Here is a 766-nt window from a genome sequence, read left to right on the forward strand (position 1 = left end):
GTGCTGGTCATGGGCTTCTTTGCTCTTGTTCTCTATCGGATGCTGCCGGGAATGGCGGGCGTCGTGGCAGCAAGGATAGCCACGACGCTCGGCAACCGGTTCTTTCATCTGATGGGAGAGCTTTCCTTCAGCATCTACCTGATCCATCTTTTGGTGCTCCAACCGGTCGCGGCTTTCGTCATCACGCAATATGGCCACGATCTGGTGGCGCCGCTTCGCTTCGCGATCGTCCTTCTCATTGTCCTGCCGACGGTGAGCCTGCTGTCTTGGATCACCTACAACCTGATCGAGATTCCGGGCCAGAAGGCTGGCCGTTTCGTCGTCCAACGGTTTGGCCGCAAGACGATGCTGGAAACGACGCCGTCGGCCGCTGCACATGCTCCAGCCCCTGGTCGGCGATGACGACTGAGAATTGCTCGTCAGTGCGGTCGCGGCAGATGTTGAAGTCGGGGAAGACCGAGGGATAGTTGCGCGCCTCGAGAAAAGCGGTGAACGCCTCGATCTGGCGGATGCGCAGCCAGCTGCGGCTATCGTAGCGCGAAGGGCGGCATCAAAGTCGGCGACGAGGTCGCGATCACCGCGGCCGTGCGCAAGCGCGTGACTGAGGATCGGGTCGCCGTGTTGATACCTTCCTACCACCAGCCGCATTCGATCGTAGAGTGAAGGTTCCGCTGCCTTGACGGCCGTTTACCTAGACGAAGTCACCTTTGCACTTTCGCCCTTTGTTGCTGGTGATGGTCAGGTTGCCGGCACGTCTGTGTAACCT

1 pseudogene is annotated in these 766 nt (G+C 59.8%); it reads left to right on the forward strand.

What is annotated here, in order from left to right:
• Positions 1–402, forward strand: a pseudogene (locus EN780_RS35995) (hypothetical protein); the annotation flags it as partial.
• Between the last annotated feature and the right edge of the window lie 364 nt (positions 403–766).

The organism is Mesorhizobium sp. M4B.F.Ca.ET.089.01.1.1 (assembly GCF_004022605.1).
GTDB lineage: Bacteria > Pseudomonadota > Alphaproteobacteria > Rhizobiales > Rhizobiaceae > Mesorhizobium > Mesorhizobium abyssinicae.